At 71.2% G+C, this 22,582-nt stretch carries 25 protein-coding genes; 10 read left to right on the top strand and 15 right to left on the bottom strand.

The window, feature by feature from the left end; genetic code table 11:
- Window positions 1-39: 39 nt before the first annotated feature.
- Entirely contained in the window at window positions 40-1,212 is a 1,173-nt protein-coding gene (locus ICC28_RS20085) for a 4-hydroxy-3-methylbut-2-enyl diphosphate reductase (protein WP_188290016.1), read from the top strand.
- 259 nt (window positions 1,213-1,471) lie between these two features.
- Here the strand turns inward: ICC28_RS20085 and ICC28_RS41540 are convergent, their stop codons facing one another.
- The 3 genes from ICC28_RS41540 to ICC28_RS20070 form a co-directional block, all read right to left on the bottom strand.
- Window positions 1,472-1,696, bottom strand: coding sequence for a hypothetical protein (locus tag ICC28_RS41540; RefSeq protein WP_188290015.1), 225 nt, complete (start codon window positions 1,694-1,696; stop codon window positions 1,472-1,474).
- Window positions 1,693-2,244 (bottom strand): DUF5994 family protein, encoded by a 552-nt coding sequence (locus ICC28_RS20075; protein ID WP_188290014.1) that lies wholly within the window; start codon window positions 2,242-2,244, stop codon window positions 1,693-1,695. Before ICC28_RS20075 ends, ICC28_RS41540 begins: the two co-directional genes overlap by 4 nt.
- Before the next feature lie 113 nt (window positions 2,245-2,357).
- Entirely contained in the window at window positions 2,358-2,678 is a 321-nt protein-coding gene (locus tag ICC28_RS20070) for a hypothetical protein (RefSeq protein ID WP_411158613.1), read from the bottom strand.
- Between the two features lie 142 nt (window positions 2,679-2,820).
- Here ICC28_RS20070 and ICC28_RS20065 point away from each other — a divergent pair, with 142 nt between their 5' ends.
- On the top strand, window positions 2,821-3,306 hold the full coding sequence (locus ICC28_RS20065) for a DUF5994 family protein (protein WP_188290013.1): 486 nt from the start codon (window positions 2,821-2,823) through the stop codon (window positions 3,304-3,306).
- A gap of 6 nt (window positions 3,307-3,312) precedes the next feature.
- Here the strand turns inward: ICC28_RS20065 and ICC28_RS20060 are convergent, their stop codons facing one another.
- From ICC28_RS20060 to ICC28_RS20050, 3 genes are all read right to left on the bottom strand, one after another.
- Complete coding sequence (locus ICC28_RS20060) at window positions 3,313-4,080, bottom strand: GAF and ANTAR domain-containing protein (protein WP_188290012.1); 768 nt, start codon at window positions 4,078-4,080, stop codon at window positions 3,313-3,315.
- Window positions 4,077-4,814: an ANTAR domain-containing protein gene (locus ICC28_RS20055; protein WP_223189147.1), complete on the bottom strand. Its 738-nt coding sequence runs from the start codon at window positions 4,812-4,814 to the stop codon at window positions 4,077-4,079. Before ICC28_RS20055 ends, ICC28_RS20060 begins: the two co-directional genes overlap by 4 nt.
- A gap of 79 nt (window positions 4,815-4,893) precedes the next feature.
- Window positions 4,894-5,262 carry an STAS domain-containing protein gene (locus ICC28_RS20050; RefSeq protein ID WP_188290010.1) on the bottom strand — a complete coding sequence of 123 codons (369 nt, stop codon included), beginning with the start codon at window positions 5,260-5,262 and terminating at the stop codon, window positions 4,894-4,896.
- A 384-nt stretch (window positions 5,263-5,646) separates the two neighbouring features.
- Between ICC28_RS20050 and ICC28_RS20045 the strand changes: the two genes are divergently transcribed.
- The 3 genes from ICC28_RS20045 to ICC28_RS20035 all read left to right on the top strand — a co-directional run bounded on the left by ICC28_RS20045 (window position 5,647) and on the right by ICC28_RS20035 (window position 7,915).
- Window positions 5,647-6,261 carry a DUF5994 family protein gene (locus ICC28_RS20045; protein WP_188290009.1) on the top strand — a complete coding sequence of 205 codons (615 nt, stop codon included), beginning with the start codon at window positions 5,647-5,649 and terminating at the stop codon, window positions 6,259-6,261.
- Window positions 6,262-6,863: 602 nt separating this feature from the next.
- Complete coding sequence (locus ICC28_RS20040; RefSeq protein WP_188290008.1) at window positions 6,864-7,238, top strand: STAS domain-containing protein; 375 nt, start codon at window positions 6,864-6,866, stop codon at window positions 7,236-7,238.
- Window positions 7,235-7,915 (top strand): hypothetical protein, encoded by a 681-nt coding sequence (locus tag ICC28_RS20035; protein ID WP_317454048.1) that lies wholly within the window; start codon window positions 7,235-7,237, stop codon window positions 7,913-7,915. The genes ICC28_RS20040 and ICC28_RS20035 overlap by 4 nt, the downstream gene beginning before the upstream one ends.
- A 94-nt stretch (window positions 7,916-8,009) precedes the next feature.
- Here the strand turns inward: ICC28_RS20035 and ICC28_RS20030 are convergent, their stop codons facing one another.
- From ICC28_RS20030 to ICC28_RS20010, 5 genes are all read right to left on the bottom strand, one after another.
- On the bottom strand, window positions 8,010-8,912 hold the full coding sequence (locus ICC28_RS20030) for an LLM class flavin-dependent oxidoreductase (RefSeq protein ID WP_188290007.1): 903 nt from the start codon (window positions 8,910-8,912) through the stop codon (window positions 8,010-8,012).
- Between the two features lie 182 nt (window positions 8,913-9,094).
- Window positions 9,095-9,565: a hypothetical protein gene (locus ICC28_RS20025; RefSeq protein WP_411158612.1), complete on the bottom strand. Its 471-nt coding sequence runs from the start codon at window positions 9,563-9,565 to the stop codon at window positions 9,095-9,097.
- A 99-nt stretch (window positions 9,566-9,664) separates the two neighbouring features.
- Window positions 9,665-10,240, bottom strand: coding sequence for an RNA 2'-phosphotransferase (locus tag ICC28_RS20020; protein WP_188290005.1), 576 nt, complete (start codon window positions 10,238-10,240; stop codon window positions 9,665-9,667).
- A gap of 205 nt (window positions 10,241-10,445) precedes the next feature.
- Window positions 10,446-12,206 carry an SDR family oxidoreductase gene (locus ICC28_RS20015; protein WP_188290004.1) on the bottom strand — a complete coding sequence of 587 codons (1,761 nt, stop codon included), beginning with the start codon at window positions 12,204-12,206 and terminating at the stop codon, window positions 10,446-10,448.
- Window positions 12,203-13,045, bottom strand: coding sequence for a M24 family metallopeptidase (locus ICC28_RS20010; RefSeq protein ID WP_188290003.1), 843 nt, complete (start codon window positions 13,043-13,045; stop codon window positions 12,203-12,205). The genes ICC28_RS20015 and ICC28_RS20010 overlap by 4 nt, the downstream gene beginning before the upstream one ends.
- A gap of 251 nt (window positions 13,046-13,296) precedes the next feature.
- Here ICC28_RS20010 and ICC28_RS20005 point away from each other — a divergent pair, with 251 nt between their 5' ends.
- The 5 genes from ICC28_RS20005 (at window position 13,297) to ICC28_RS19985 (ending at window position 17,119) form a co-directional block, all read left to right on the top strand.
- Window positions 13,297-14,262: an ABC transporter ATP-binding protein gene (locus tag ICC28_RS20005; protein ID WP_188290194.1), complete on the top strand. Its 966-nt coding sequence runs from the start codon at window positions 13,297-13,299 to the stop codon at window positions 14,260-14,262.
- Complete coding sequence (locus ICC28_RS20000) at window positions 14,252-15,151, top strand: ABC transporter permease (RefSeq protein WP_188290002.1); 900 nt, start codon at window positions 14,252-14,254, stop codon at window positions 15,149-15,151. Before ICC28_RS20005 ends, ICC28_RS20000 begins: the two co-directional genes overlap by 11 nt.
- A 52-nt stretch (window positions 15,152-15,203) precedes the next feature.
- Window positions 15,204-16,115, top strand: a complete 912-nt coding sequence (locus ICC28_RS19995; protein ID WP_188290001.1) for an ABC transporter ATP-binding protein — start codon at window positions 15,204-15,206, stop codon at window positions 16,113-16,115.
- Window positions 16,116-16,124: 9 nt separating this feature from the next.
- Window positions 16,125-16,844, top strand: a complete 720-nt coding sequence (locus ICC28_RS19990) for an ABC transporter permease subunit (protein ID WP_188290000.1) — start codon at window positions 16,125-16,127, stop codon at window positions 16,842-16,844.
- Window positions 16,845-16,915: 71 nt separating this feature from the next.
- Window positions 16,916-17,119, top strand: coding sequence for a hypothetical protein (locus ICC28_RS19985; protein ID WP_188289999.1), 204 nt, complete (start codon window positions 16,916-16,918; stop codon window positions 17,117-17,119).
- A 542-nt stretch (window positions 17,120-17,661) separates the two neighbouring features.
- On the opposite strand, the gene ICC28_RS19980 is transcribed toward ICC28_RS19985, so the two are convergent.
- From ICC28_RS19980 to efeB, 4 genes are all read right to left on the bottom strand, one after another.
- Window positions 17,662-18,471 (bottom strand): HAD family hydrolase, encoded by an 810-nt coding sequence (locus ICC28_RS19980; protein WP_188289998.1) that lies wholly within the window; start codon window positions 18,469-18,471, stop codon window positions 17,662-17,664.
- Window positions 18,468-19,745: a serine--tRNA ligase gene (gene serS / locus ICC28_RS19975; protein WP_188289997.1), complete on the bottom strand. Its 1,278-nt coding sequence runs from the start codon at window positions 19,743-19,745 to the stop codon at window positions 18,468-18,470. The genes ICC28_RS19980 and serS overlap by 4 nt, the downstream gene beginning before the upstream one ends.
- Window positions 19,746-20,296: 551 nt before the next feature.
- Window positions 20,297-21,229 (bottom strand): prephenate dehydratase, encoded by a 933-nt coding sequence (gene pheA, locus ICC28_RS19970; protein WP_188289996.1) that lies wholly within the window; start codon window positions 21,227-21,229, stop codon window positions 20,297-20,299.
- Window positions 21,230-21,297: 68 nt separating this feature from the next.
- The gene (gene efeB, locus ICC28_RS19965; protein ID WP_188289995.1) at window positions 21,298-22,575 is read right to left on the bottom strand and encodes an iron uptake transporter deferrochelatase/peroxidase subunit; all 1,278 of its coding nucleotides are present in this window, start codon (window positions 22,573-22,575) and stop codon (window positions 21,298-21,300) included.
- Window positions 22,576-22,582: the final 7 nt, after the last annotated feature.

Here is a 22,582-nt window from a genome sequence, read left to right as displayed (position 1 = left end):
CCTGTCTCTCCGCCTGCTCCTGCGACCCCGCTCAGGAAGATGAACCGAAGCGTCCGCTCCGAAGTACTCCACTCCACCACCCTCCACGTCGCTCCGGGCACGCTCGCAGTGGCCAGATCCTTCACGCACCCCACACGCGGCCTGGTCGACTGTCCGGCCCACCACCTTCTCACCGCGCGCGCCCGGCAAGCGGGCCTCGTCGCCGACAGCCCCTCCTTACCGGACACGGACCTGCGGGACACCCTCCCGGAGGCGCCGACCACGGTCTTCGCCGTGTCCTACGAGAAACCTGACGGCGGAAACCACGGCCTCGCCCTCGCGGTGAACAGCCATGACCCCGCCACCATCGCCTTCGCACGCCGAGAGATCGAGTCCTGGCAAGGTGTGCTGCGCACACGCCGGGTGCTGTATGTGATCGCGCCGACGACCGGAGGCGCTGTCGACGGCACTCGGGCGCCGGGTTCCCCGGTGCCGTCCCAGACGTCCGACAGTCCCCACGGCTCATGGCAGCCGTGCGGTTGTCCCACCGTCGTCCCGTGCCCTGCGCCCGGAAACGCACGGCGCGCCTTGCGCCGGTTCCTGGACCGGGGGGACGAGGTGGTCGTCGTAGGAGGACCGGTCGCCGGCGCCGGGACGTGGCCGGTGCAGGCCCTCGGAGAAAGCGCGGTCCTGGTACGGACGCCGCAGGAGGCGGAGTGCCTCACCGTCACCGACCCCGACCGCCTCGCATTCGTCGTCGCTCCCGGTGCCGCCGCGTCCCAGGTGGCCGAGATCCTGCGGGTACTACGCCGACGCTGTCCCCGTCTGCGGGGCCAGCATCCACAGGAATGGTGCTACACCATGGACGACCTCCACACGGTTGTCGCCTCGTCACTGGCGCAGTCCGACGCGCTGCTGATCACCGGCCGGGCATCCGCCCCCGCGGTGAGGGCCGCGATCGCGCAGGCCGTGTCGGCCGGTGTACGAGTCCGTGACGTGACCGAGCTGGCGAATCTACGCCCCGGCGACATCGACGGTGCGACGATCACCTTGCTGGACGCGACGTCCGACGGACGGGGCCGGCGGGAAGTCGGCCAGGCACTGCACGGCTTGGGACCGGCAAGCCACGTCCACCGCGAAGTGCGCTCCTCCTTTCATCCGCCGCACGACGCCGACCGCCGGACCCCGCGGGATGAACCACTCGCGACCGCAGCCCGCCACGACCGTCGATGAACGTGCTCGGTCCTGTTCCCGCATCGGACGACGCGCGCCGGCCAGCGTGCCGGGAGGGGAGCAAGTTCACCTCGGTCAAGGCCTTTTCGCCGGTCGCATCCTGAGCAGGGAAGCTCTCCCCCTCCGTCTCGCCGTCCCCGACCACTGCCGGTGACAGGTGGGACGATCCACCAAGTCGACCGAAGGACAGCGTCGGCGGATTCGCCCGTGCGGTCGGCTCGGTGGCGTGCCGCCCTCCCTCGGCGTCGTGCCGACGGCATCAGCTCCGCAATCCATCGTCCTGCTCACGTCCGGCCGAGGGCTCCGGGACCTGCTGGTAGTGCCTCCGGACGCGACCGAGGAGGCCGCGGAACCGCTCATGGCGGCCGCGGCGGACGGTCAGCCGTGACAGATCCGGCGCCTCGAACCGGTGGACCAGGCGGGTCGTGGCGACGGCCAGGATCAGCAGGCCGCTGACGACCAGGGCGGTAACCATGGCGGTCACACCCCCACGGCACGCCGCTTGTCCCGGCCGTGGGGCAGAAGCACACCACCGCCCCCGCCAATCCCGGCCGCCGGGGCCGCGGGGTGGGCCCGTTCGGCCGTCATGAGCGCGGTCGCGGTCATCGGTGGGCCGGTGTCCGCGCTCGCGGCGGCCATCAGCCGGGCGGCCGAGGCGGCGCCCGTCTCCGGCGGGATCACCAGGAGATTCCAGCGGCCTGCGGTGCCGGACAGCAGCACGATCGCGTGCGGGTCCAGCTCGGAGGTGAACCAACCGACCTTCACCACATGGCCGTTGACGATGATCCTGGGTGGGAGGATCGGACAGTTGCGGGGGGTGCCCGCGATACGGGTGATCCTCCCCCACAGCGGATCCAGCACGTCCGCCAGAGCGGCGAGTTCGCCGGGCAGGTCACGCGACCGAGGCCACCAGGCGCCGTCCAGCTCGGCGGATCCCGCGGAAAGGCTCTCGGATTTCAGCGCGAGGCGCGCGGTCGGGGCCCTGAACGGGACGGTCCGCAGCGGGGGATGAGGGGAGGTGGTCGCGGACATCGCGCAAACCCGTCTCCGGACCCCTGTACGAGCACAGTCGCCCGGTGTCGTCGCTCACCGGGAACGGCACCGGCATCGGGGCCGGTGCGCGAAGTGCTCCCGATGACTTCACGCTACTCCCCGAAGGGGCCGGGCGGACCGTTCCCCGACTCCGGCTCACGTGTGACGGTGTCGTCCTCCGCGGACCGGCTGGTCTCCAGCCAGGACCGTACGGGTTCTGCCGCGCGGGTGGTGCCACGGGTGAGGTCGAGGCGGGTTCCGCCGTCGGCGCCCGCGGGATCGCCGCGCTGCTCGGCGGCGGCGAAGCAGTGGCGGAGGGACTCCGCGACCCGGCGGGCGACCTCGGGCGAGGCGGCGACGACACGGACCTCGGCGTGTCCGTCCGGGGGTGTCTTCCTGCGCTGCATGGCGACCTCGTCGCTCCCCTCGGACACGGATCAGTGGACCGGATCCTTCACTCCATTCCGGGGTGACCCGCGGGCCCCGCGTGTGGCCGGCGGGCGTTCCTGCTGCTGCGCTGCGCGGAGTACCGTGAAACGAGGTAGTCACTCCGTACCTCGTAGGCAGGCGAGTGCCATGCCCGACTCAGACTCCGCGCGCGTGAGCAGGCTGCTGCCGGACGCCGTGCACCGGGCCGTGCGGCCCGGGACGGCCGTCGTCCGGCTGGAGACGACACACGACCGGCGGGGAGTGCTCGACGGTGCGTGGTGGCCGCGTTCCCGCGACATCGCCGCCGAGCTTCCCGGCCTGATCACCGCACTCACCGAGCACCTCGGGCCCATCACGCGCGTCGGCCTGGACGCCGACGCCTGGGAAGGGCTGCCGACACGGATGACCGTCGACGGCCGTGTCGTGCACATCGACTCCTCCGCGGTCGGCGACGACACCGTCCTCGTCACCCGGGGCGAGCAGGACCTCTTCTCCCTCCTCGTGATCCCGCCGCACGCGGCACCCGACGCCGCGCGCGCCGCCATGGCCGAGGCCGTCCGCGCCGGCAGCGGGTCACAGGCCGCACAGATCCTCATCGACACCGGCACGGAGCGGGCACGTCCGCAAGGGTGACGCCGGTCAGCCGGAGCGCTCCTCGGGCCGGACCGGTGCGGGTGCCGGGATGGCGGTGGTGTCGAAGGCGCCCGAGATGATCTGTGCGGCGAGGTCCGACAGGCGCAGGTGGCGGGCGCGGGCGTAGGACCGGAACGCGGCGAAGGCGTCGTCGACGGAGGCGTCCCAGCGTTCCGCCAGGACGCCCTTGACCTGCTCGATGAGGACGCGGCTGGTCAGCGCGGTCTCCAGCTGGCTGTTCTCGACGTGCGACTGCTCCAGCGTGCGCTGCTGGAGGATCGCGATCGTGGCCACGTCGGCGAGGGCCTGGGCGAGCGCGATGTCGTCGTCGCCGAGACGGTGCGGGGTGGTCTGGAAGAGGTTGAGCGCGCCGACGGTCCGGCTGCGCAGGCGCAGCGGGATGGCGTGGGTGGTGGTGTACCCCGTCTCGCGGGCCCGTGCGGCAAAGCGCGACCAGTCGGCGGTGGCCTCGGCCCGCGCCAGGTCGATGTTGGTCCGGGCGGCGCCGGTGCGGTAGCACTCCACGCACGGGCCCTGGTCGTGCTGGAGCGCGAACAGCTCCAGCAGGCGGGTGTGCTCGTCGGACGCGGCGATGATCTGCAGCTCTCCGTGCGCGTCGACGAGCAGGATCCCGGCCGCCGACACATCCAGCAGCTCCACGCAGCGCGCTGACAACCGCTGCAGCAGGTCGATGACGTCGAAGTCCTCGACGAGGGAGTCAGCGACCTCCACGAAGATCTCGGCCAGACGTCGTTCGCGGGCCATGCCGATCATCCCTTTCCACCGTCGGGCGAATACGGCCCGCTCATATCGTCGTCGAGGTCGTTGTCGAAGCGCAGTCTGCGGGCGACCACGTCCGCCGCGACTTCGCCGAGGGGGCGCTCGCCGGCGTAGGCGTGGGCGCGCAGGCGCAGCAGCGCCTCCTCCATGGACACACCCAGCTGGACACTGATCATTCCCGTGGCCTGGTGCACGGCCGGGCGGTGCAGTCCCGACGGCCACTGCGGGAGCACACCGAGTCCGGGAACATCCCCGTTCGGGCCGTCACCAGGACGCTTGTTCAGAAGGGCCCCGGTCAGCGCGGCCGTCAGGGCGGTGGCGTCCGCGTACTGCTGCTCGCCCAGCCGCCGGTCGCCGTCGCACAGCACGGTCAGCACGCCGACCCGGATGGCCCCGATCCCCAGCGGGAAGCAGCACACACCGTGGACGCCCAGCTCCCGCGCGGCAGGCAGCAACGTCGGCCAGCGCTCGGGGCGCACCCGGTCCAGATCCGGCTCCAGGACGGGTGATCCGGTGCGGATCGCATCCGGCCCCGGCCCCTCGCCCAGCGTGAACTGGAGTTCCTCGAACCGCGCGCTCAGCTCGGGATGGCACCACAGCAGTTCGGCCGTCCGGCCGCCGTTCAGCAGCAGCGACAGCGCGACACCGTCGGCGCGCAGCGCCCGCGCGCAGGCCCGCGCCGGGTCCTCGCTGCCGCCCTCGCGCAGTGACCGCAGAAGGCCGGCCATGCCGTCGCTGATCACCGTTCCCCGTTCCGCGGCGGCCGGGGCGCTTCGGGGCGAGGCGCCGCCCGGCGTGCGCCATACATTACGGGTCCCTGTCCGCAGCCGCACGATCTGCGAGTACGCCCTGCCAGGCGTCCTGGGCACTGGCGTAACGCGGGAACCGCTCCTTCAGACCGGCGGCCCGCAACAGCAGCGCCGGTCCCGGCCGGGCATGGACCACGCGCACCCATCCGCCCCGCCCGCGGCAGTCCTGCCACGCCGCGCACAGGGGTGCCACGACGCTTCCGTCCATGAACGTCACACCGCTCAGATCGACGATCAGGAACACTCGGCCGGTGCCCCGGCGGGCGCCCTGCAGATCACGCGCGAGGGCCGGCGCGGTCGTCACGTCCAGCTCACCGCCGGCCCGGACCACGCGGCACTCGTCGAACACGTCGGGATGCGGGCCCATATCGCCCCATCTCCCCAGCTACAAGAGGGCTATCGCCTTGCGCAGGGCCTCTGTTGCGCGGAACGGCACTTCACGGAGAGGGCCGGGGTCCGGGGCGTCCGTAGGGCCAACCTACTGCTGAAGGCGGGGGAGGCGGACCTGTTCTCCGGTTATTGACGGGATTGTCGAACGTCCCCCCGTAGTTGGCGATTGCCTCAGAGGCGACGGGTTCCGGCAGGAACGCACGGGGTTGTTCCTCCGTCGCCCGTTCGGTCCGTTCGACCTGACCGGGGAGTACGATGGGATGACCGAGGATATTTCGCGCACCGGCTTCCATGCCCGTGTCGTTTTCGGCGATCGAATATGCCGGGCCGGTCGCAGCCGGCCCGGGGCAGGGTCCGCGTCATGACTGCGACCATCTCCTCCTCGCCGACATCCGAAACCGAGGACCGGTTCTACCGGCCTTCTTCGTACTCTTCGCCCCTGCTCCGACTGTCGCTGGCTCCCGCCGGTCCCGCACCGGCTCTGCTGGACGGCGCCTGGTGGCCCCGCTGCCGCGATCTCGGGGCGGAACTCCCCTCCCTGACCGCCGTACTGGACCCGCTGTGGGGGCGGATCACCCGGATCACCGTGAACCCCACCCACTGGCCGACTGTCCCGCGCAAGGTGCCCGTCGCCGGGCACGTGGTGAAGGTGGGCTGGTTCCTGGCCGAGCAGGATCCGCACGAACTGCTGCTGCTTTCCTACCGGATGGGCCGCTGGAACCTCCTGGTGGTGCCGCCGCAGACGCCTCCCGACTCGGCCGCCTGGCTGATGGCCGCCGCCAGCGCCCCGCAGGGCACGTCGTCCGCGAGCCGACTGATGGAGGAGGCCGCGAGTCTGCGAACGGTGTACGAGGCAGACTGTGCCGTGGAAGCGGTCTGGGACTCCGAAGGCGGACACGAGGCCCCCGATCCGGCCGCACGCCCACGGATCCCGACGGTGGTCGCCGGGCTGTCGCACCACTCGACGGGGTGGTGAGGACGATGGAGACATTCGTGACCGTGACCGCGATCGTGGTGATGATCGCCTTCGGAGCGCTTCTCATCCACCTGCTCAACTCGCAGCACGGCGACGGCATTTCCGCTTTCCACTACGGCCGCTCCGGGCTGCCCGTCCCTGGACCGGCCTCGCCGGTTCAGCGCAGGGCCCGTGGCAGGGCGGGGGCGAGCGGCACCGGCAGGCGCCGTGATCACCGTGTGCGCGGGCGCGGGCTGCTTCGCCCCCGGCGCCGCACTCGTAAGGGAGCGGGGTGAGCGCACTGCTCCGTCAAGCTCTTCCGGCCCGTCACTGAACCGATCCGACAGGCCGGAAGCGACAGCGCAGTCCACAGCCCATGACCCCGGCCGCAACACCGCGCAGGACAGCCGGGGTCTTCCCGCGTCCCGGCCGCCCTGGCCCGGAAACAACACCTCTCCAGGACAGGATGCCCGCCGGGCGCGGAGCCGCGGAACGCCGCACGGACTCGGCCCGGCCCCGCCGCACGGAATTCTCCGACTGATACGACCGATACGACTGATGCGACCGATAAGGCCGATACGACCAGTACAACCGATACGGCCGATACTTCGAACCGAGGAGCCATGCCCCTTCCCCAGCTGAACGTCTACCGGCACGACCGTGCCACCCGTGCCCCGATCACCCTCGCCGGAGAGATCGGCCTCGCCACCGCCCCGCTCCTGCGGGGCGCACTGGCCGCATGCCTGCGCGACGGCATCCGCACCATCGACGTCGATCTCACCGCGGTCACCTTCTGCGGCACCGACGGATTCAGCGCCTTCCTCACGGCATCCCGGCACTCGGCCGGTGCCGGAACGAGCCTCCGGCTGCACCATCCGACGCCGATCACGGCCCGCATCATCAAGGCCACCGACTCGGGCGCCCTGCTCCACGAGCTCCACACCGGTCGACCACCCGGATCACCCCGGGTCCCCGCCTCCGCGGGCGGTGCGCCGTGAACGCCCCGCTCTCCCCGAAGTCGGCACGAGGCGAGGGAGGCGTCCGGACTCCCGCCCACGCGCCGCGCCTGCGCCAGCTGAACCGCTGGCAGGCCGAGACCGTGCGGGAGGACCTGGCCGACCTGTACGTGGAGTCCACTCAGGCACGACCGGGTCAGGAGTACCGGGGCCGAGAGGCGTTTCTGCGACGGCTCACCGGAGACATCCGGCGACTCGGATTCTCGCTGCTGGTCGCGGAGGACATGACCCTCGCCGGGTGTGCCTACGGCTTCCCCGTTCCGCGCCAGGGAGCATGGTGGAGCGGGTTCGACGGAACCCTTCCGCAAAGCGTCGAACAGCTCACCGCGTCCGGACATGTCCTCGCCATCACCGAGATCGTCGTACACCCCCACACCGACGACCGGAGCCTCGCCCGCCGGCTGCAGGAACGGCTGCTCGCCGACCACCACGCCTCGCTCGGGGCGACCCTCGTCGCCCCGACCGACGCTCCCGCCTACGACGCCTTCCTGTCCTGGGGATGGCAGGACATCGGGTCGATCAGCCGGCCACCGGATCCCACGGCCCTCCGGCCGACGGACCCCGTGTCGCTGCGGGCCCTGGTCCTCCCCACCGGCCCGGACACGGCCTCCCGCCGGGACGGCCTCGCCCACGAGAACCGCACCCAACGGCCCGACTGACGAGCACCGTACGCCCCGCCCAGGAGAGCTGCGTGTCGCTCACGCGGTCTCGCCCATCACCGGTCGAGCCGCGAGGACGCAGGCCGGGTAGCGCTCAGCGCAGCTGTGCCGGTGCCTCCATGGCGATCTGCTCGAAGACCTTCTCGTCCGCGGCGAAGTCGGAGTCGGGGATCGGCCAGTGCACCACGATCTCGGTGAAGCCCAACTCCCGGTGGCGCCCGGCGAAGTCCACGAACGCGTCGAGCGACTGAAGCGGGCGGCCGCGGTCCGGGGTGAAACCGGTGAGCAGGATCTTGTCCATCGTGGTCACGTCCCGGCCGATCGCCGCGCAGGCGTCGGACAGCTTCTCGACCTGTCCGCGAACGGCCTGAATCGACTGTTCGGACGTGCCGTTCTCGTACAGCTTGGGGTCGCCGGTCGTCACCCAGGCCTGGCCGTGGCGCGCGGCGAGCCGCAGTCCGCGCGGGCCCGTGGCGGCCACCGCGAACGGCAGCCGGGGGCGCTGCACACAGCCGGGGATGTTGCGGGCCTCGTGGGCGGAGTAGAAGTCGCCCTCGTACGAGACCGAGTCCTCGCTCAGCAGCCGGTCGAGCAGTTGCACGAACTCCGCGAACCGGTCGGCCCGCTCGCGCGGGCTCCACGGCTCCTGGCCCAGCGCAGTGGCGTCGAAGCCGGTGCCGCCCGCGCCGACGCCGAGCGTGACCCGGCCGCCGGAGACGTCGTCGAGCGTGATCAGCTCCTTGGCGAGGGTCACCGGGTGCCGGAAGTTGGGCGACGTGACGAGCGAACCCAAGCGCATCTGCTCCGTGACGCCCGCCGCAGCCGTCAGCGTCGGGATCGCACCGAACCACGGGCCGTCACGGAACGAACGCCAGGAGAGGTGGTCGTAGGTGTATGCGGTGTGAAACCCGAGCTCCTCCGCGCGCCGCCATGCGGCACGGCCCCCCTCATGCCAGCGGCGGTACGGAAGGATCACGGTGCTCAGGCGCGTACTCATGGCTCACAAGCCTACGGCGCCCCTCCATACAGCCGGGAGCTCGGCATGGGGCCCACCCCCAGGGAACGGCGGACCACCACTCTGAGCTCCGGCCCAGTCACTTTCGAGGCCGGGCCTGCGGTGGCCGGGGGAGCGCTTGCGCACCCCGGTGTGGGGGTGTCGGCCGACGATCGTCGCACCCGTCACCGCACGCGGCCGCTCAGCCACGGGCTGAGGTTGATCATCGGCATGAACTCCTTGTGCGTACGGTCCCCCGGCATCGGCACGACCAGGAAGTAGCCCGGCGGGAAGCGGCGTGCCTTCACGTGGGCGAGGCCGTCGTAGACGGAGCGGAGGAAGGCGGGCACGTCGTCGCGCGGGACGTCGGGGCACTCGACGCCCTCGACGGTGATCAGCGCGTCGCCCTCCGGGAAGAGGCGGACGCTCACGCGGGGCAGGCCGCCGAGCTCGACGTACGCCTCGTGGGGCAGTGAGCCGTCGGGGTCGGTGGTGACGCCGATGCCCGCGGCGCTGCGGCGGGAGGTCCGGTCGGCGCCGATGTCATGGCTCACCTCGATCTCGCGCGCGTATTCGGCGGCGAGCGCACGCAGAACGGTGACGGCGGCCTCGGTACTGGGCAGCTGGCTCGAACAATGGTCCATACCACCGATCATGCCGGAAGACGGCTCAGCGCGGTCCGGGAGGGCGCGCGCACCGCGCCGAAGTCGGCTCAGCGCGGCCCGGGCTGGCGCGCGCACCGCGCCGAAGCCGGCTCAGCGCGCCCCAGGGAAACGCACGTACCGCGCCGGGACCGCCCGCGTCAGCCACACCCCGTTCGCGCTGACGTGGAAGACGTGGCCGTCGCGGTGCATGGCGGCGGCGTCGACCGACAGGACGACGGGGCGGCCGCGCCGGGCGCCCACGCGGGTCGCGGTCTCGCGGTCGGGAGACAGGTGCACGTCGTGCCGGTTCATCGGCTTCAGGCCCTCGGCACGGATCGCGTCCAGGTTGCTCGCCACGGTGCCGTGGTAGAGGTACGGCGGTGGCGTCGCCGGGGGCAGCCCCAGGTCGACGTCGATGCTGTGGCCCTGGCTGGCACGGATCCTCGTGCCCTCGACGGCGAAGCGGCGTTTGTCGTTCGTGGCCACGACGTGGTCCAGTTCCTCGCGGGTGAACCGGAAGCCGTGCGCGGCCGCCGCGGCGATCAGGGTGTCGATCTCGACCCAGCCTCCCTCGTCGAGCGTGAGGCCGATCCGCTCCGGCTGGTGCCGCAGGTGTTTCGAGAGGTACTTCGACACCCGCACGGTCCGTCTGTCGTCCGGAGTCCTTTCCTTGGTTCTTTCCTTCATCCTCCCAGCGTGCGAGAGAGACGCGAATCACGCGAACGATTTTGCTCCGGATGTTTGATCCACAACCAAGTGTGGTTATCCACAGGGGAATTGGCGATTCTGTGGACAACTGACCTTCGATTCAAGGCCTTTGTGCAAGATCGTTGACCCGCCGGTGGGTTGGGACACGGCGACCCAACCCATCGACCCACCAATCCCGTTCACTTCACACCCGTGGCTCCACCCGAGCGATCCGCCTCAACACCCTTGGCGCGAAACGGGAAAGCACAAGTGCCCCCCGTGCCTCCGGAGTTACCGGAACCACCGCCTGGTTACGCGCGACGGCCCGCAGGATCGCGTCCGCCACCTTCTCCGGCGGATAGTTGCGCAGACCGTACAGGCGGGCCGTCCTCTTCTGGCGGCGCTTCTCCTCCTCGGCGTCAACTCCCGCGAAGCGGGCCGTGGATGTGATGTTGGTGTTGACGAAGCCGGGGCAGACGGCGGTAACCCCGATGCCCTGCGAGGCCAGTTCCGCGCGCAGGCACTCGCTCAGCATCAGGACCGCCGCCTTGGAGGTGCTGTACGCGGGAAGGGCCTTGGAGGGCTGATAGGCCGCCGCGGAAGCGGTGTTGACGATGTGGCCGCCCTGGCCCCGGTCGGCCATCTGTCGGCCGAAGAGACGGCAACCGTGGATCACACCCCACAGGTTGACGTCCAGCACCTTGCGCCAGTCGTCGGACGTGGTGTCCAGGAACGCGCCCGACAGACCGATCCCGGCGTTGTTCACCAGGACGTCCACCACGCCGTACTCGCTCGCGACCTTCTCCGCCAGCTTCTCCATCGCCTGCTCGTCGGAGACGTCCACCGGCTCCGACCAGGCGCCGGGGGCGCCGAGCAGGCGGGACATCTCCGCCGTACGGGCGGCCGCCTCCGCGTCCCGGTCCACGGCCACCACGCGGGCGCCCGCCTCGGCGAACGCGTACGCCGTGGCCCGTCCGATGCCGCTGCCCGCGCCGGTGACCAGGACCAGCTGCCCGCCGAAGCGGTCGGCGTACTTGCCGCTCGCCCGCGCGGGCTCCGGCCGGCCGCCCTCCACCGACGTCACGAACTCCGAGATCCAGGAGGCCAGTTGGTCGGGCCGGGTCCGCGGGACCCAGTGCTTGGCCGGGAGCGTGCGGCGCGTCAACCGCGGAGCCCACAGCTCCAGTTCGTCGTAGAGCTTCTCCGACAGGAACGCGTCCCCGAGAGGCGTGATGAGCTGCACGGGCGCGTGTGCGTAGGCGTCCGCACGCGGACGGCGCAGCCGTGACCGTACGTTGTCCCGGTACAGCCATGCCCCGTGTGCCGCGTCCGAGGAGAGGGACGGGGTCGGGTAGTCGTCGACCGGTGCCTTCTCCATCCGCTCCAGGTACCGGGGCCAGAGCCTGCCGAGCGGTCCGCGCCAGGCCAGTTCGGGCAGCACGGGCGTGTGCAGCAGGTACACGTACCAGGACTTGGCGCCCTGGCCGAGGAGTTGGCCGACCCGGCGCGGGGTGGGCCGCTTCATCCGCCGCTGTATCCAGTGGCCGAAGTGGTCGAGGGACGGTCCGGACATCGAGGTGAAGGACGCGATCCGGCCCTCCGCGCGCTTGACCGTCACGAACTCCCAGGACTGCACCGAGCCCCAGTCGTGCCCCACCAGGTGCACCGGCCGGTCCGGGCTGACCGCGTCGGCCACGGCCAGGAAGTCGTCCGTCAGCTTCTCCAGGGTGAAGCCCCCGCGCAGGGGCCGCGGCGCGGTGGAACGGCCGTGGCCGCGCACGTCGTACAGCACGACGTGGAAGTCGTCGGCCAGCCGCAGGGCCACCTCCGACCACACCTCCTTGCTGTCCGGATAGCCGTGCACCAGCAGCACCGTCGGCCGCGCGGGGTCCCCCAGCTCCGCCACGCACAGCTCGACCCCGCCGGTCCGCACCCAGCGCTCGCGCGCGCCCTTCAGCACCGTCACTTCTCCTCCGCCCAGCGCCGCACGTGCGGCAGATCGTCGTCCAGCCAGAAGGCGCTCTCCCCGGGGTCCCGGGAGTCGGTGACCACGAGGATCTCCTCGAACTTCGCGCCCGTACCCCGGAATCCGAGGTGCGGTTCGACCGCCCACAGTCCCGGCCGCGGCGGGTGGTCGGAGAAGCGGTACGGCGACCACAGCGGCGACCAGCCCTCGCGGTGACCGTGCAGCGCGTCGGAGGCGAGCCCCTTCAGGGACTGCGTGCCGAACCCGAACAGCCGTGGCGAGAAACGCCGTTGCGGCACCCGGTCCACCTTGTGCGCGATCACGCCGAAGGGATACGCGCGGTGCCGGTTGGCGTACCCCTGGCGGACCATGAGGCGGTCCACGTCCTCGTAGATCTCCCGCAGCGGGCGCCGCTCGCGCACCTCGCGCAGGATCAGCTCGCGGTGGTCCCGTAGGTCGTCCATCAGCTTGTCCTGCACCGGATTGACGCCGAGGGAGCCCGAGTACCCCACGTCCGCGGCGAAACCGTCCAGCACCGGCGCCATGTCCAGGATGAACGGCATCCCGGGCTCCAGGCGCCGGCCGGTGGGGAAGAACTGCAGCGGGACGCGGAAGTTCACGAACGCCGTGCGGTCACCGAACCAGGCGAAGGGCAGGTGGAACCAGTCGCGCACCCCGCGCTCCCGCAGCCACTCCCGCTGCATCCGCGCGGCCTCACGCTCCGTGACGCCCGGCTCCAGCCGCGCCGCCACCGCCTCCGCGCACTCGTAGGCGAGACGCTGCACTCTTCGGAAACCCCGCAGCTCCGCCGTGCGTTCCCTGGTCACTGCCGTAGCCATGGCACCCCGTCCCACCGGTTGCGGTACGCGCTCGTAACTTGACACCGGCGAATCTCGCAGCTTGTTAGAGTCCGCGTCAATAGGCGTGCGGCGAGCCTGTGGACAAACTCCCCGATGGGGAAAACGGCCCCGCGGCGTTCGACCTCTCAGGGTGACCCCTTAAGGACCCGTACGACTCCAGGTGGAGCCCAAGACGGCTCTGCGGTCTGACGACCGGCGTGTTCCGTGTCACTACCGTCGAAGACGTGACTGTGATCGCGACCGAAAGCCTGAGCAAGCGGTTCCCCCGGGTGACCGCGCTTGACCGGCTCTCCGTGGACGTCGGGCCCGGTGTGACCGGACTCGTCGGAGCCAATGGAGCCGGCAAGTCCACACTGATCAAGATCCTGCTGGGTCTGTCCCCCGCCACCGAGGGCCGCGCCGAAGTGCTCGGCCTCGACGTCGCCACCAAGGGCGCCGCCATCCGCGAGCGCGTCGGCTACATGCCCGAGCACGACTGCCTGCCGCCGGACGTCTCGGCCACCGAGTTCGTCGTCCACATGGCGCGCATGTCGGGCCTGCCGCCCACCGCCGCGCGCGAGCGCACCGCGGACACCCTGCGCCACGTCGGCCTGTACGAGGAGCGCTACCGCCCCATCGGCGGCTACTCCACCGGCATGAAGCAGCGCGTGAAGCTGGCCCAGGCCCTCGTCCACGACCCGGACCTGGTCTTCCTGGACGAGCCGACCAACGGCCTCGACCCGGTCGGCCGCGACGAGATGCTCGGCCTGATCCGCCGGATCCACACCGACTTCGGCATCTCGGTCCTGGTCACCTCGCACCTGCTGGGCGAGCTGGAGCGGACCTGCGACCACGTCGTCGTCATCGACGGCGGCAAGCTGCTGCGCTCCAGCTCCACCACCGACTTCACCCAGATGACCACGACCCTCGCCATCGAGGTCACCGACACCGACGCGCACCCCGACGGCACGCGCGCGGTGCGCGAGGCCCTCCACGCGCGCGGGGCGGAGGTCCTGGACGACGGCAGCGGCCTGCCCGGCGCCGGCCACGTCCTGCTGCTGACCGCGCGGGGCGAGGAGACCTACGACCTGGTCCGGGACGTGATCGCGGACCTCGGCCTCGGACTGGTGCGCATGGAGCAGCGCAGGCACCACATCGCCGAGGTCTTCACGAACGAGGGCGAGCAGCAGAAGGAGGCGGCCGGTCATGGCTCTTGAGCACCCCGGGGCGGCCACCCAGACCCGCATCCACGACATCGGCTACCGCAACTACGACGGCCCCCGCCTCGGCCGTACGTACGCCACCCGCTCGCTCTACTCGCAGTCCCTGCGCGGCGCCTACGGCCTCGGCCGCTCGGTGAAGTCCAAGGTGCTGCCGATGCTGCTGTTCGTGGTGATGTGCGTGCCCGCGGCCATCATGGTCGCCGTCGCGGTCGCCACGAAGGCGAACGACCTGCCCGTCGACTACACGCGCTACGCCATCATCATGCAGGCGGTCATCAGCCTCTACGTCGCCTCCCAGGCACCCCAGTCCGTCTCCCGCGACCTGCGCTTCAAGACCGTTCCGCTGTACTTCTCGCGGCCGATCGAGACGGCCGACTACGTGCGCGCGAAGTTCGCGGCCCTGGCCTCCGCGCTGTTCGCCCTCACCGCCGCACCGCTGCTCGTCCTCTACGTGGGCGCGCTGCTGGCCGAACTCGACTTCGCCGACCAGACCAAGGGATTCGCACAGGGGCTCGTCTCCGTGGCACTGCTCTCACTGCTCTTCGCCGGCATCGGCCTGGTCATCGCCGCGGTCACCCCGCGCCGCGGCTTCGGCATCGCCGCCGTGATCGCCGTACTGACCATCTCCTACGGCGCGGTCTCCACGCTCCAGGCCATCGCGGACGCCCAGGGCAGCACCGACGCCATCGCCTGGATCGGCCTGTTCTCGCCGGTCACGCTGATCGACGGCCTCCAGACGGCCTTCCTGGGCGCCTCCTCCGCCTTCCCGGGCGGAATCGGCCCCTCCCAGGGGGAGGGCGTGGTGTACGTCCTGCTCACCCTGGGCCTGATCGCCGCCGCCTACGGCCTGCTGCTGCGCCGCTACAAGAAGGTGGGCCTGTGACCACGCCCGCCCCGTCGCCCGCCACCACCCTTCCAAGGAATGGGCCGCGCCCATGAGCACTCTCTCCATCGACCACGTCTCCCGCTGGTTCGGCAACGTGGTCGCCGTCAACGACATCACCATGACCATCGGTCCCGGTGTCACCGGCCTCCTCGGTCCCAACGGCGCCGGAAAGTCCACCCTCATCAACATGATGGGCGGCTTCCTGGCCCCCTCCACCGGCACGGTCACCCTCGACGGACAGCCGGTCTGGCGCAACGAGTCCGTCTACCGGCACATCGGCATCGTCCCCGAGCGCGAGGCGATGTACGACTTCCTCACAGGCCGCGAATTCGTCGTCGCCAACGCCGAGTTGCACGGCCTGGGCGCCAAGGCGGCCCAGCAGGCCCTGGCCACGGTCGAGATGGAGTACGCACAGGACCGCAAGATCCAGACGTACTCCAAGGGCATGCGCCAGCGCGTGAAGATGGCCAGCGCCCTCGTCCACGACCCCTCGCTGCTCCTGCTCGACGAGCCCTTCAACGGCATGGACCCGCGCCAGCGCATGCAGTTGATGGACCTGCTGCGGCGCATGGGCGACGAGGGCCGCACGGTGCTGTTCTCCTCGCACATCCTCGAAGAGGTCGAGCAACTCGCCCGCCACATCGAGGTCGTCGTCGCCGGCCGGCACGCGGCCAGCGGTGACTTCCGCAGGATCCGCCGCCTGATGACGGACCGTCCGCACCGCTACCTGGTGCGCTCCAGCGACGACCGCGCCCTCGCGGCCGCGCTGATCGCCGACCCGTCCACGTCCGGCATCGAAGTGGACCTCGCCGAGGGCGCGTTGCGCATCCAGGCCGTCGACTTCGGCCGTTTCACGGCCCTGCTGCCGAGGGTCGCCCGCGACCACGGCATCCGGCTGCTCACGGTCTCGCCGTCCGACGAGTCCCTCGAGTCCGTCTTCTCGTACCTGGTCGCGGCGTAGGAGGCCCTGATGTACGACCCCACAGTCGCCCGGCTCACCTACCGGGCCCTGCTCGGCCGCCGCCGGGCCCTCATCCTGGGCGCCCTGCCCCTGCTGCTGATCGCGATCTCCGTGGTCGTGCGCGGTCTCGCGGGCGCCGACGACCAGACGGCCGCCGACCTGCTGGGCGGCCTCGCGCTCGCCACCATGGTGCCGATCATCGGCGTCATCGCGGGCACCGGCGCGATCGGCCCGGAGATCGACGACGGCTCGGTGGTGTACCTGCTGTCCAAGCCGATCAAGCGGCCGACGATCATCTTCACCAAGCTGATCGTCGCCGTCGCGGTCACCATGGTGTTCTCGGCGGTGCCGACCCTGATCGCCGGGTTCATCCTCAACGGCAACGGCCAGCAGATCGCCGTCGCCTACACGGTGGCCGCGCTGGTGGCCTCCATCGCCTACGCGGCCCTCTTCCTGCTGCTCGGCACGGTCTCGCGGCACGCGGTGGTCTTCGGTCTCGTCTACGCCCTCGTCTGGGAGGCCCTGTTCGGCTCCCTGGTGGCCGGCGCGCGCACCCTGAGCGTCCAGCAGTGGTCGCTGGCCGTGGCCCACGAGGTCACCGGCGGGGACCTCGTCACCTCGGACGTGGGCCTGGCCACCGCGACGGTCCTGCTCGTCGTGGTGACCGTCCTCGCCACCTGGTACGCGGGCCAGAAGCTGCGGTCGCTGACCCTGGCGGGCGAGGAGTGACCTTGACGGGGGCTTCACCTCTGTCCCGGCACACTGGGCAAACGGCAAGGTTCACCGGAAAGGAGGCCGGGATGGCAGACGACTGGAACGACGACCTCGTCCTGGACGAGGAGTTCATACGCTCCGCCGAGACCTCCGAGCCGTCCGCGCGGGCCCGTATGCTCGCCGCCCGCTGGCGCGAGGAGCCGCCCGAGCCCCAGCCCTGGCGCTCCGACGAACCGCCGGCGGGCTGGTTCTTCAGCAAGGGGCGCCGGCGCAGGTGGCGCCGGCGCTGAGCCGCGTCCCGTCGTACGGCTGTTTTATTCGGTGGCGCCCAACTCGGCGGACAGGGACGATGGTTGTGTCCAGGCCGCCGGGGATCGGCGCCACCGACCGGGAGAGGAGCCGGGCGATGTCCATGCACGACAGTACGTCCAGCTCCCGACAGGGCAGTCCGCGGCGGACTCCGGTGTAGTTACCCCACCGTCGAGCCCGCCCGCAGGAGTACTGCCCGGGGCGGCCGCTTCGAGCACGCGGCGCGCTGCGCCCGCGTGGGCCGCCTTCCCTTTCGCCCCCCGCTGAGGGGGCGCCCCCGCTGGGGCGGACGGGTGGATCGCACAGCTCGGTGCCACGAGGCGCCGCCGCGAGCCCACCCGTGCCGCCCCAGCAGGCTGGAGACAGCGCCCCGAAGGGGCGCGGGGCTGTGTCGATATGCGGCTCCGCCGCGATGAGGGTCCCCCCGCGCGAGCGAAGCCGAGCGTGGGGCAGCGTGGGGGAGCGACCAGCCACAACGGCGCCGCAGACGAACACACCCCAACGCGGCGCGCCCAGCGGAGCGCTAGGCGAGCAGCCGTTCGAGTACGGCCGCGATCCCGTCCTCCTCGTTCGAGGACGTCACCTCGTCCGCCACGGCCTTCAGCTCGGCGTGGGCGTTGGCCATGGCCACGCCGTACGAGGCCCAGCCGAACATCGGCACGTCGTTCGGCATGTCGCCGAAGGCGATCGTGTCGACGGCCTTGAGGCCGAGCCGCCGGGCCGCCAGCGAAAGACCCGTCGCCTTGGACAGCCCCAGCGGCAGCAGCTCGACGATGCCCTCGCCCGCCATGGCCACGGTGACGAAGCCGCCCGCGGCCTGCCGCGAGGCCTCCGCCAGCTCGTCGTCCGACAGCTCCGGATGCTGTATGTAGATCTTGTTCAGCGGCGCGCTCCACAGATCGGCCGCGTCCGTGAAGGGGGTCGCCGGGAGTTCGCCGGTGAGCGCGTACCCCGGGCCCACCAGCACGTCGCCGTCCAGCCCGTCCCGGCTGGCCGCCAGGTACAGCGGGCCGACCTCCGCCTCGATCTTCGCCAGCGCCACCCCGGCCAGCTGCCGGTCCAGGGTCACCGCCGTCAGCAGGCGGTGCTCGCCGGCGTCGTAGACCTGGGCGCCCTGGCCGCACACCGCGAGGCCCCGGTAGCCGAGGTCGTCGAGGATGTGCCGGGTCCAGGGGACCGCGCGGCCGGTGACGACGATGTGCGCGGCGCCCGCCTCGGTGGCCGCGGCGAGCGCGTCACGGGTGCGCCGCGAGACCGACTCGTCGGAACGCAGCAGCGTCCCGTCGAGGTCGGTCGCGATCAGGCGGTAGGGCAGTGGAGCGGCGGTGGTCACTTGGCCACCGGCTCCAGCACCTCACGGCCGCCCAGGTAGGGGCGGAGCACCTCGGGCACGCGCACCGAGCCGTCGGCCAGCTGGTGGTTCTCCAGGATGGCCACGATCGTGCGCGGTACGGCGCACAGGGTGCCGTTGAGCGTGGCCAGCGGCTGCACCTTCTTGCCGTCGCGCATCCGGACGGACAGGCGCCGGGCCTGGAAGCCGTCGCAGTTCGAGGCCGAGGTCAGCTCGCGGTACTTGCCCTGGGTCGGGATCCAGGCCTCGCAGTCGAACTTGCGGGAGGCGGAGGCACCGAGGTCGCCCGTGGCCACGTCGATGACCTGGAAGGGCAGCTCAAGGCCGGTCAGCCACTGCTTCTCCCACTCCAGCAGGCGCTTGTGCTCGTTCTCCGCGTCCTCGGGGGCGACGTAGGAGAACATCTCGACCTTGTCGAACTGGTGCACGCGGAAGATGCCGCGGGTGTCCTTGCCGTAGGTGCCGGCCTCGCGGCGGAAGCACGGGGAGAAGCCGGCGTAGCGCAGCGGCAGCTTGTCCGCGTCGATGATCTCGTCCATGTGGTACGCGGCGAGCGGGACCTCGGAGGTGCCGACCAGGTAGTAGTCGTCCTTCTCCAGGTGGTACACGTTCTCCGCGGCCTGGCCGAGGAAGCCGGTGCCCTCCATGGCGCGCGGGCGGACCAGCGCGGGGGTGAGCATCGGGGTGAAGCCGGCCTCGGTGGCCTGGGCGATCGCCGCGTTGACGAGGGCCAGCTCCAGCAGGGCGCCGACGCCGGTGAGGTAGTAGAAGCGCGAGCCGGAGACCTTGGCGCCGCGCTCGACGTCGATGGCGCCCAGCGCCTCGCCGAGCTCCAGGTGGTCCTTGGGCTCGAAGCCCTCGGCGCCGAAGTCGCGGATGGTGCCGTGCGTCTCCAGGACGACGAAGTCCTCCTCGCCGCCGACCGGGACGTCGGGGTGGACGAGGTTGCCGAGCCGGAGGAGGAGCTGCTTGGTCTCCTCGTCGGCCTCGTTCTGCGCGGCCTCGGCGGCCTTGACGTCCGCCTTGAGCTGCTCCGCCTTCTGGAGGAGCTCGGCCCGCTCCTCCGGGGTGGCCTTGGGGATCAGCTTGCCGAGCGCCTTCTGCTCGGAGCGCAGCTCGTCGAAGCGGACGCCGGACGACCTGCGCCGTTCGTCGGCGGAGAGGAGGGAGTCGACGAGCGCGACGTCCTCTCCACGGGCGCGCTGGGAAGCGCGCACACGGTCGGGGTCCTCACGGAGCAGGCGAAGGTCAATCACGCGCCCAAGGCTACCGGGGCGGAGTGACAGCCCACGACTTACTATTCCGCGCTGCGGTTTACGTACCGTTATGGGGGAATTGCGGGCAGTGTCAAGGGAAAGTGTCCCGCTCCCCGGGACGGGGCAGCCGCCGGGTGTCGGGTTGACCGGATTCCCTTGCGGAGAACGGGATTTGAGGCACCGCTGTCCACAGGGATCCACAGCCCCGGAGAGTTATCCACAGGCTGTGCGGAAGATCTGTGGAAGCCGGAATTGATCATTCCGATAGCCTCTCGCGGGGCGTGGAATTCCCGATCCAAACCGTCTTCACGCCCACTTTCGAGTGGAAATGGGTCGCTCCAAAGGATTGATCAAAGGAAACAAGTGGACGAAGGGTGACCTGTGGCCCTGTGGAGGAAGTTGGGTCCTGTAGGGCGATTTGTCGACTAGATAGCGCTTCGTTGTCGACTTGTCCCCAGGTCGAGAACCGTCCCTGTGGATAACTTCTGTGGATAACTAAAATCAGCAGGTAGGAATGGCCGGAGCCGGGCCCCGGGTCCTGGACCAGGGCCCTAGAAGCGCCCGTCCTGGCACCGCGCCACCCAGTCCGACGCCGCGACGAACTCCGCGTCCGACGTCCCCTGCAACGGCGGACGCACGTCCGCCGGGTCCACCTCCGCACGCGGGTACGAACCGAGGAAGCGCACCTCGCGACAGATCCGCTTCAGCCCCATCAGCGCGTCCGCCACCCGCCGGTCCGTGATGTGTCCCTCGGCGTCGATGCAGAAGCAGTAGTTGCCGATGCCGGCGCCCGTGGGCCGGGACTGGAGCAGCATCAGGTTGATGCCGCGGGTGGCGAACTCGCCCAGCAGATCGCGCAGGCCGCCGGGGTGGTCGTCGCGCTGCCACAGCACGACGGAGGTCTTGTCGGCACCCGTCGGGGCCGCCGGGCGGGCCGGGCGGCCCACCAGCACGAACCGGGTCTGGGCGTTCTCCGCGTCGTGGATCCCGCTCTCCAGCACCTCCAGGCCGTACCGGGCGGCCGCGAACTCACCGGCGAAGGCCGCGTCGAAACGGCCCTCCTGGACCAGCCGGGCGGCGTCCGCGTTGGAGGCGGCCGACTCCCAGTCGGCGTCCGGCAGGTTGTTCCGCAGCCAGTTGCGCACCTGCGGCTGGGCCGCCGGATGGGCGGAGACCGTCTTGATGTCCGACAACTTCGTGCCCGGGCGGACCAGCAGCGCGAAGGTGATCGACAGCAGCACCTCGCGGTAGATCATCAGCGGCGCGCCCGCCACCAGCTCGTCGAGCGTGGTGGTGATCCCGCCCTCGACGGAGTTCTCGATCGGCACGAACGCGGCCTCGGCCTCACCGGCCCGCACGGCGTCCAGCGCCGACTGCACGGACACGTACGGGATCAGCTCCCGGGTGGCCGCCTCCGGAAGGGTGCGCAGGGCGACTTCGGTGAAGGTTCCCTCGGGGCCGAGATACGCGTAGCTCGCTGGCATGACCTCACCCTAATGGGCCCAAGGGAACCCGGCCCACGCGTCTCACGACCGGGTGAACCCGCGTGACCTCACCCCTCCAGCAGCCGCTGCCCCACGTACTCGCCCTTCGCCGCCCCGCCCGGCACCGCGAAGAGGCCGCTCGACTCGTGGCGGATGAACTTCGACAGGGCGTCGCCCCGGTCGAGCTTGCGCTGGACGGTCACGAAGCCGCGCAGCGGGTCCGCCTGCCAGCAGACGAAGAGCAGGCCCGCGTCCGGCACGCCCTTGGCGTCGATGCCGTCGTGGTACGAGAACGGCCGGCGCAGCATCGCCGCGCCGCCGTTCTGGTCGGGACGGCTGATCCGCGCGTGGGCGTTGATCGGGACCACCAGAGCGCCCTGGGCGTCGGTCTTCTCCAGGTCCATCTCGGTGGTCTCGGTGCCCCCGGACAGCGGGGCCCCGTCGGACTTGCGGCGCCCGATGACCGCCTCCTGCTCCTTGACCGAGAGCTGCTCCCAGTCGTCGAGGAGCATGCGGATCCGGCGTACGACGGCGTAGGAGCCGTTCGCCATCCAGGACGGCTCGCCGGAGGCGGGCACGAAGATCCGCTCGTCGAAGTCGGGCTCGGCGGGCTTCGGATTGCGGGTGCCGTCCATCTGGCCCATCAGATTGCGGGCCGTCATGGGGTGGGCGGTGGCGCCCGGGGAGCGGTTGAAGCCGTTCATCTGCCAGCGCACCCCGGCGGCCCGCCCCGCGTCCTTCTGGATCGCGCGCAGGGCGTGGAAGGCGACGAGGGCGTCGTCGGCGCCGATCTGCACCCACAGGTCGCCGTTGCTGCGCGCCTTGTCGAGCCGGTCGGAGGAGAAGTCGGGCAGCGGGTCCAGCGCGACCGGCCGCTGCTTCTCCAGGCCGGTGCGGGCGAAGAAGCTGTGCCCGAAGCCGAAGGTGATCGTCAGCGAGGACGGGCCGGCGTCGCGGGCGATGTCCGTGTCGTCGCTCCCCGCCGCCTCGCCCGCCATCAGCCGCTCGGCCGTCGCCGACCACCGGCGCAGCAGCGCGGCGGCCTCCTTGCGACCCGCCCCCGCCGCCAGGTCGAAGGCGACGAGATGGCCGCGGGCCTGCAGCCCCTGGAGGATGCCGGGCTGATGTTTCCCGTGAAACATCGCCCGCCCGGCGCCCAGCGAACTGAGCGGCGTGGCCTCGGCGGGGGCGGCGGCGTATCCGACGCCGGCACCGGCCGCGCCGAGGGCGAGCCCGGTCGCGCCGGCGGTGCCGAGGAGCGTGCGCCGCGAGACGCCCGCGGGGGCCGCCGGAGCGGGAAGGGCGCTCTCGGGGGTGCGGGCCTGCGGGATGGACTGGTCAGCCATGGTGGGG

Source organism: Streptomyces sp. TRM68416 (assembly GCF_014596915.1).
Taxonomy (GTDB): domain Bacteria; phylum Actinomycetota; class Actinomycetes; order Streptomycetales; family Streptomycetaceae; genus Streptomyces.
The sequence above is the reverse complement of the archived record's forward strand: the minus strand, read 5'-3'. Positions and strand labels throughout refer to the sequence as shown.